Genomic DNA, 6,585 nt, shown 5'->3' on the forward strand with positions numbered 1-6,585 from the left:
GCGGTCCTTTGGGGCGGGGGCGGTGTGAAACTGGTGCTACATACGCGCGGCCGCGCCATTGAGCAAGATGCGGCGGAGGGCTCCCGCATCTGAACAGGCCCCTGCCGGCGCCTATTGCAGATTTTGGGCCGGGCGCCGCGCGGGCGCGCGGCGCGGTTGCGCTTGGGGCGGCGGGGCCGGAGCTGCTGTGAGCCGTTTGACGGAAGTCAGGGAAATGCTCATCTTTTCCGTGTTCAATGGGCTTGAAGCGGGGGCGTTGCTTCCCACATTGAACTGTGAGGCCCGGACCGGGGCGTGCCGCAAAGCGGGCGCTGCCAAACCCAAAGGGCGCTTGAAAAAGGAGAGCAAGATGGACTTGAACAAGTTCACGGAGCGTGCGCGGGGATTCGTGCAGGCAGCGCAGACCATTGCGATGCGCGAGGGGCACCAGCGGCTGGTGCCTGAGCATATTCTGAAAGCATTGATGGATGACGATCAGGGGCTGGCGAGCAATCTGATCTCCCGTGCGGGCGGCGTGCCTGCGCGCGTGGCTGAGGCTGTCGAGGCAGCTGTTGCCAAGCAGCCCAAGGTCAGCGGCGACGCTGCGCAGATCTATCTGGACGGCCAAACCGCCAAGGTGATGGATGAGGCTGCGAAGATTGCCGGGAAAGCAGGCGACAGCTTTGTGCCGGTTGAGCGGCTGCTGATGGCGCTGTGCATGGTGAAATCCAAGGCGAAGGATGCCCTGGAGGCCGGCGCCGTCACGGCGCAGAAGCTGAATGAAGCCATCAATGACATCCGCAAGGGGCGGACGGCTGATTCTGCCACCGCCGAGGAAGGCTATGATGCGCTGAAGAAATACGCGCGCGATCTGACCGAGGCGGCGCGCGAGGGCAAGATTGACCCGATCATCGGCCGCGACGAAGAAATCCGCCGCTCGATGCAGGTGCTGTCACGCCGGACCAAGAACAATCCGGTTCTGATCGGTGAACCGGGTGTCGGGAAGACAGCCATCGCCGAAGGCATGGCGCTGCGCATTGTAAATGGCGATGTACCTGAGTCCCTACGTGACAAGCAGCTGCTGTCGCTGGACATGGGCGCGCTGATTGCCGGTGCGAAATACCGCGGCGAGTTCGAGGAGCGCCTGAAAGCGGTGCTGACCGAGGTGACAGAAGCTGCGGGCGAGATTATCCTGTTCATCGATGAGATGCACACGCTGGTTGGGGCAGGTAAATCCGATGGCGCCATGGATGCGGCCAACTTGATCAAGCCGGCGCTGGCGCGCGGCGAATTGCACTGCGTCGGCGCCACTACACTGGATGAATACCGCAAATATGTGGAGAAAGACGCAGCCCTGGCCCGCCGGTTCCAGCCGGTGATGGTGACGGAGCCGACGGTGGAGGACACCGTCTCGATCCTGCGCGGCATCAAGGAAAAGTACGAGCTGCACCATGGGGTGCGGATTGCCGATGCGGCGCTGGTCTCGGCGGCGACCCTGTCAAACCGCTATATCACCGACCGCTTCCTGCCGGACAAGGCGATTGACCTGGTGGATGAAGCCGCCAGCCGCCTGCGGATGCAGGTGGACAGCAAGCCCGAAGCGCTGGATGCGCTGGACCGCCAAATCCTGCAGATGCAGATCGAGGAAGAGGCGCTGAAGCTGGAGGATGATGCGGCTTCCCAGGACCGGCTGGAGAAACTGCAAAAGGAACTCTCGGACCTGCAGGAGCAGTCCGCCGAGATGACCGCGCAGTGGCAGTCGGAACGGGATAAGCTGGCTTCGGCCCGCGATCTGAAGGAAAAGCTGGACCGCGCCCGCGCTGATCTGGAGATCGCTAAGCGGGAGGGCAATCTGGCCCGAGCAGGCGAGCTGTCTTATGGCGTGATCCCGGAGCTGGAGAAGCAGCTGTCCGATGCGGAGGGTCGCGAGGAAAAAGGCCTGATGGTCGAGGAGGCTGTACGGCCCGCGCAGATCGCCGAGGTGGTGGAGCGCTGGACCGGCATTCCGACCTCCAAAATGCTGGAGGGCGAGCGGGAGAAGCTGCTGCGCATGGAAGATGAGCTGCACCGCCGGGTCATTGGCCAGAACGCCGCTGTCACCGCGGTGGCCAATGCGGTGCGCCGGGCGCGGGCGGGGCTGAACGACGAGAATAGGCCGCTGGGCTCGTTCCTGTTCCTTGGCCCCACCGGCGTCGGCAAGACCGAGCTGACCAAGGCGGTTGCGGGCTTCCTGTTCGACGACGAGCACGCGATGGTGCGCATTGATATGTCGGAGTTCATGGAGAAGCACTCGGTTGCCCGGCTGATCGGCGCGCCTCCAGGCTATGTCGGCTATGACGAGGGCGGGGTGCTGACCGAGGCCGTGCGCCGCCGCCCCTATCAGGTGGTGCTGTTTGATGAGGTCGAGAAGGCGCATCCGGATGTGTTCAACGTGCTCTTGCAGGTGCTGGACGACGGTATGCTGACCGATGGCCAGGGCCGCACCGTGGACTTCAAGCAGACGCTGATCATCTTGACCTCGAACCTAGGTGCACAGGCGCTGAGCCAGCTGCCCGAAGGTGCCGATGCCTCGGACGCGCGGCGCGATGTGATGGATGCGGTTAAGGCGCATTTCCGGCCCGAGTTCCTGAACCGGCTGGATGAGACCATTATCTTCGACCGTCTGGCGCGCGCCGATATGGATGGCATCGTCGAGATTCAGCTGGCGCGGCTGCTGAAACGCCTGGCAGGCCGCAAGATCGCGCTCGAGCTGGATGAGGCCGCCAAGACCTGGCTCGCGGATGAGGGCTATGACCCGGTGTTCGGCGCCCGGCCTCTGAAGCGGGTGATCCAGCGCGCTTTGCAGAACCCGCTTGCCGAAGCCCTGCTGGGCGGCGAGATCAAGGACGGCGACACCGTCCCCGTCTCGGCGGGCAGCGACGGGCTGATCATCGGCGACCGGCTGGGCACGTCAGAGCGGCCCAGGCCTGACGATGCCGTGGTGCATTAAGCAACCTTGAAGTCCAATTGGAAGAAAAGACGGGCCCGCCTTTCTTAGGCGGGCTCCCACATTTGCGGATCCCAAAAAATTAGTGACCAGTTGCGCCAGTGAGTCGAGCCCTGTCGGACTTGACTGCGTATGGAGTGGGAAACTAGGTGAGTACGGTCTCAAAAATTCACACTATGAGGGAATTGAATTGAAGAAGATTTCGTTGGCCGCTGTGTCGGCTCTTTCTCTGTCGGCTTGCGCGACTGTTACCAAAGGTACAAATGAAGACGTGCAGTTCACTTCAAATCCCAGCGGACTTAGAGTGGAAACCAGCAACAGCATGCACTGCACTACGCCATGTAACCTTAAAATCAATCGCAAGCAGAAGTTTTCTGCCACTTTCTACAACGGTGATGAAACGCGCGTTATTGGTGTGACTACCAGAGTCCGTGGTACCGGCGGAGCTGCTCTGGCTGGGAATATTCTCGCAGGCGGTGTTATCGGCGTTGGTATTGATGCTGCGACAGGCTCTTCGCTGGATCACCTCCCGAATCCGGTGCATGCCGATTTTGACAAACCGCAATCTCAACAAATTGATGGAGAGGCGCTGCTTAGGCAGGAAAAGGAAGCAGTGGAAGCTGCTGAAGCCAATTCCTAAGCAGACAGTCAAAGCCCGCCAAGTTTGGCGGGCTTCGCCAAAAGCAGGGCAAACCGGTTAGTCGGAAGCAGTGGCTTCCTTGGCCATTCGCCGCTCATATTTCCGGCGCAGGACTTTCAGGCGGGGCTCCCAGTCATAGCGGGGGTCCTCGGTAGTGGCCGACCAATAGAGCTTGCCGCCATAGCGCCAGGGGTCGAGCACGATGCCCTGGTAAATGCCGTCGCCCTTTGCGGCGATCACTGCGGTCGAGTGGTCGATGCGGAAATCGCTGCGCGGCTCGGCAATGGCACGAAGCATCGACAGTGTCTGGAAGTTCTCCTGGTTCAGGCGTGCCTGCATGTCTTCGGCATAATGCACGCAGATGCCGCGCTCCTTGACGCCGCTGTTCACCAGCGTGTTGTGGATGATCGGCGAGGTGGTGACGTTATACTGTTCGGCCAGCCGGGCAGAATAGCTGTAGGCAATCTCGGCGGCGCGGCGGGCCTCGGCGGGGTCGACTTCCGGATCCAGAGATTGCAGGGCATGGGAGAGCTCCGCGACATCATCCTTGGTCGCTGTGGGGCCTGCGGCACAGCCGGACAGCACAGCCGCGGCCAGCAGCATCAGGGAAGCAAAGAGGGATTTCATATCGGTCTGCCCGTGCCGGAATTTCACTTTCCGGCCAGCATAGCGAATGCGCGTGCCGGGTGCAGCGGGGAATTTCCGGGCAGCGGGATCTTTGCCGGCGCTACTCCTCGATCGCTTCCTGCACGATGCCGTCCAGCAGGCTGTGGATCACTTCCATTTCGCCTTCGGGGAAAGCGCGGAAGCCGATGGTGACCTCCTCGGTTCCCGGGGCCTGGGCCACGAAGATGCCATAGGGGCAAAAGGCGATGTTCATCGGGTCGGCCTCCATCACCTGGCGCGACAGTTTGGCGGAGCAGAAGGAGAAGACCTGCGCTTGGGAGAACAGCACGATGTCCGAGCCGACATCTGCCCGGGTGCGCTCCAGCATTCCGCCCACGTGGCTGACGTGATCAATCACCAGCCCGCGGTCCGTGATGGCGCTTTCCAGACCGAAAATCACATCATCATAAGGCAGCGTTGTCGTGTAGCTGACCATATCCTGCGCGGCGGCCTGGGTGCCAAGTGTCAGAGCGGCTGCGGTAATGAGCTGTTTCACGGAATGTCTCCTGCTTCGATAAGGGCTTCGGGTCTGCCGCGCTGAACGTATTGTGTTTTTTGCATGAGTTTTCCAGGACGGCTACCGGTTTCTTTGCCGCATGCGCTCCGGTTCATGTGGGGCGAACCAATGGATGCTACGTTACAGATCTCTCGCGCAGTCGTGAGACGATATGTTTTGGGTTTTGCGCACGGGGCCGTTACCTCATGTGTAACGCAGATTCAGGAGACATAGATGGCGCGCCGCTGGACCAATGACTTGACCCTTGCAGATGCAACCCCCGAGGCTGCCTTCTGGAACCGCCGCCAGATCATGGCGGGGCTGGCGGGTTCCGGGCTGGCCGCGGCGCTGGGCGGCCGGGCGCATGCAGAGGAGGCGCTGGAGCCCAATACCTGGGATGAGGTGACCAATTACTGCAATTTCTATGAGTTTGGCACCGGCAAGGGCGACCCGTCCAAATACGCGGATCGGATGACCACCCAGCCCTGGAGCGTCAAGGTCGACGGGCTGGTGGACAAGCCGGGCGACTATTCCTTTGAGCAGATCCTGGGCGAGATGACGCTGGAGGAGCGTATCTACCGCTTCCGCTGTGTTGAGGCCTGGTCGATGGTGGTGCCCTGGCAAGGGTTCGAACTGGCGGATCTGCTGAATATGGCCGGGGTGCAGGAGGGGGCCAAATATGTGGCCTTCGAAACCCTCTACCGCCCCTCCGAGATGCCCGGCACTGCCTATAAAGTGCTTGACTGGCCCTACCGCGAAGGCCTGCGCCTGGATGAGGCGATGCACCCGCTGACGATGATGGCCACCGGGATCTTCGGCAAGCCTCTGCCCAATCAGAACGGCGCGCCGCTGCGGCTGGTGGTGCCGTGGAAATACGGCTTCAAGTCGATCAAGTCGGTGGTGCGCATCACCCTGACCGATCAGGAGCCGCCGACCAGCTGGAACATGGCCAATGGCCGCGAATACGGGTTCTATAGTAACGTGAACCCGAATGTCTCGCATCCGCGCTGGAGCCAGGCCAGCGAGCGCCGCATCGGCGGCGGGCTGTTTGCCAAGCGCCAGCCGACGCTGATGTTCAACGGCTATGAGGCTGAGGTCGCCTCCATGTACGACGGTATGGACCTGGCCAAGTTCTATTGAGTGGGCTGCCTGATGGGATCCGTGAATCAGCTTCTGCGCCGCTTGCCCGTCTGGGCCGTTTATCTGATCGGCGCCCTGCCGGCGCCGTGGCTGTTTTATCAGGGGCTCACAGGCGGGCTGGGCGTGGAACCGATCAAGGCGCTGGAGCACGAATACGGCGAGCTGGCGCTGCAGCTGCTGATCCTGACGCTGGCTGTCTCTCCCTTGCGCCGCCTTCTGGGCCTGAACCTGATGAAGTTCCGCCGGGCGATCGGGCTTCTGTGCTTCTTCTATGTTCTGTGCCACCTGCTGGTCTGGCTGGTGCTGGATGTGCAGATCGTCAGCCAGATCCTCGCCGATATTGCCAAGCGGCCCTATATCACCATCGGCATGGGTGCCTTTGTCCTGATGCTGCCGCTGGCGGTGACCTCCAACAATCTGTCGGTCCGCAAGCTGGGCCGAAACTGGCCCCGGCTGCACCGGCTGACCTATGCGGCAGGGCTGCTTGGGGCGGTGCATTTCGTGATGCTGGCAAAAGGCTTTCAGATCGAACCGCTGATCTATCTGGGTTTGATGCTTCTATTGCTGGTGTTGCGTCTGCCTGCTGCGCGGTCTCGCAAACAGCCGCCGGTAACCCGCCAGACTTAGACCCTGACTGAGACATGACTGCATTGAGCTGTGAAAGGCGCCGGGCTTTCC

Annotated in this window: 6 protein-coding genes; 4 read left to right on the plus strand and 2 right to left on the minus strand. The window is 61.6% G+C overall.

Going from position 1 to position 6,585, the window contains the following annotated elements; genetic code table 11:
• Positions 1 to 349 precede the first annotated feature (349 nt).
• Together clpB and RA20_RS25610 are read left to right on the plus strand one after the other, a co-directional pair.
• A complete protein-coding gene (clpB, locus tag RA20_RS23940; RefSeq protein ID WP_039135242.1) occupies positions 350 to 2,968 on the plus strand; it encodes an ATP-dependent chaperone ClpB in 2,619 nt (872 codons plus the stop codon).
• 187 nt (positions 2,969 to 3,155) lie between these two features.
• Positions 3,156 to 3,605 carry a translation initiation factor 2 gene (locus RA20_RS25610; protein ID WP_193748908.1) on the plus strand — a complete coding sequence of 150 codons (450 nt, stop codon included), beginning with the start codon at positions 3,156 to 3,158 and terminating at the stop codon, positions 3,603 to 3,605.
• 57 nt (positions 3,606 to 3,662) lie between these two features.
• On the opposite strand, the gene RA20_RS23950 is transcribed toward RA20_RS25610, so the two are convergent.
• Together RA20_RS23950 and RA20_RS23955 are read right to left on the minus strand one after the other, a co-directional pair.
• Positions 3,663 to 4,232 (minus strand): hypothetical protein, encoded by a 570-nt coding sequence (locus RA20_RS23950; RefSeq protein ID WP_039135231.1) that lies wholly within the window; start codon positions 4,230 to 4,232, stop codon positions 3,663 to 3,665.
• Between the two features lie 100 nt (positions 4,233 to 4,332).
• Positions 4,333 to 4,767 (minus strand): DUF302 domain-containing protein, encoded by a 435-nt coding sequence (locus tag RA20_RS23955; protein ID WP_039135235.1) that lies wholly within the window; start codon positions 4,765 to 4,767, stop codon positions 4,333 to 4,335.
• A 234-nt stretch (positions 4,768 to 5,001) separates the two neighbouring features.
• On the opposite strand from RA20_RS23955, the gene msrP reads away from it, so the two are divergent.
• Positions 5,002 to 5,907: a protein-methionine-sulfoxide reductase catalytic subunit MsrP gene (msrP, locus tag RA20_RS23960; protein ID WP_039135239.1), complete on the plus strand. Its 906-nt coding sequence runs from the start codon at positions 5,002 to 5,004 to the stop codon at positions 5,905 to 5,907.
• Between the two features lie 12 nt (positions 5,908 to 5,919).
• A complete protein-coding gene (gene msrQ / locus RA20_RS23965) occupies positions 5,920 to 6,534 on the plus strand; it encodes a protein-methionine-sulfoxide reductase heme-binding subunit MsrQ (protein ID WP_039135248.1) in 615 nt (204 codons plus the stop codon).
• Positions 6,535 to 6,585: the final 51 nt, after the last annotated feature.

Source organism: Leisingera sp. ANG-Vp (genome assembly GCF_000813725.1).
Taxonomy (GTDB): Bacteria; Pseudomonadota; Alphaproteobacteria; order Rhodobacterales; family Rhodobacteraceae; genus Leisingera.

Bases quoted from the DNA above. Each gene is read 5' to 3' on its own strand.
- clpB (WP_039135242.1), top strand. From the start codon at position 350: ATGGACTTGAACAAGTTCACGGAGCGTGCGCGGGGATTCGTGCAGGCA.
- RA20_RS23950 (WP_039135231.1), bottom strand. From the start codon at position 4,232: ATGAAATCCCTCTTTGCTTCCCTGATGCTGCTGGCCGCGGCTGTGCTG.
- msrP (WP_039135239.1), top strand. From the start codon at position 5,002: ATGGCGCGCCGCTGGACCAATGACTTGACCCTTGCAGATGCAACCCCC.
- msrQ (WP_039135248.1), top strand. From the start codon at position 5,920: ATGGGATCCGTGAATCAGCTTCTGCGCCGCTTGCCCGTCTGGGCCGTT.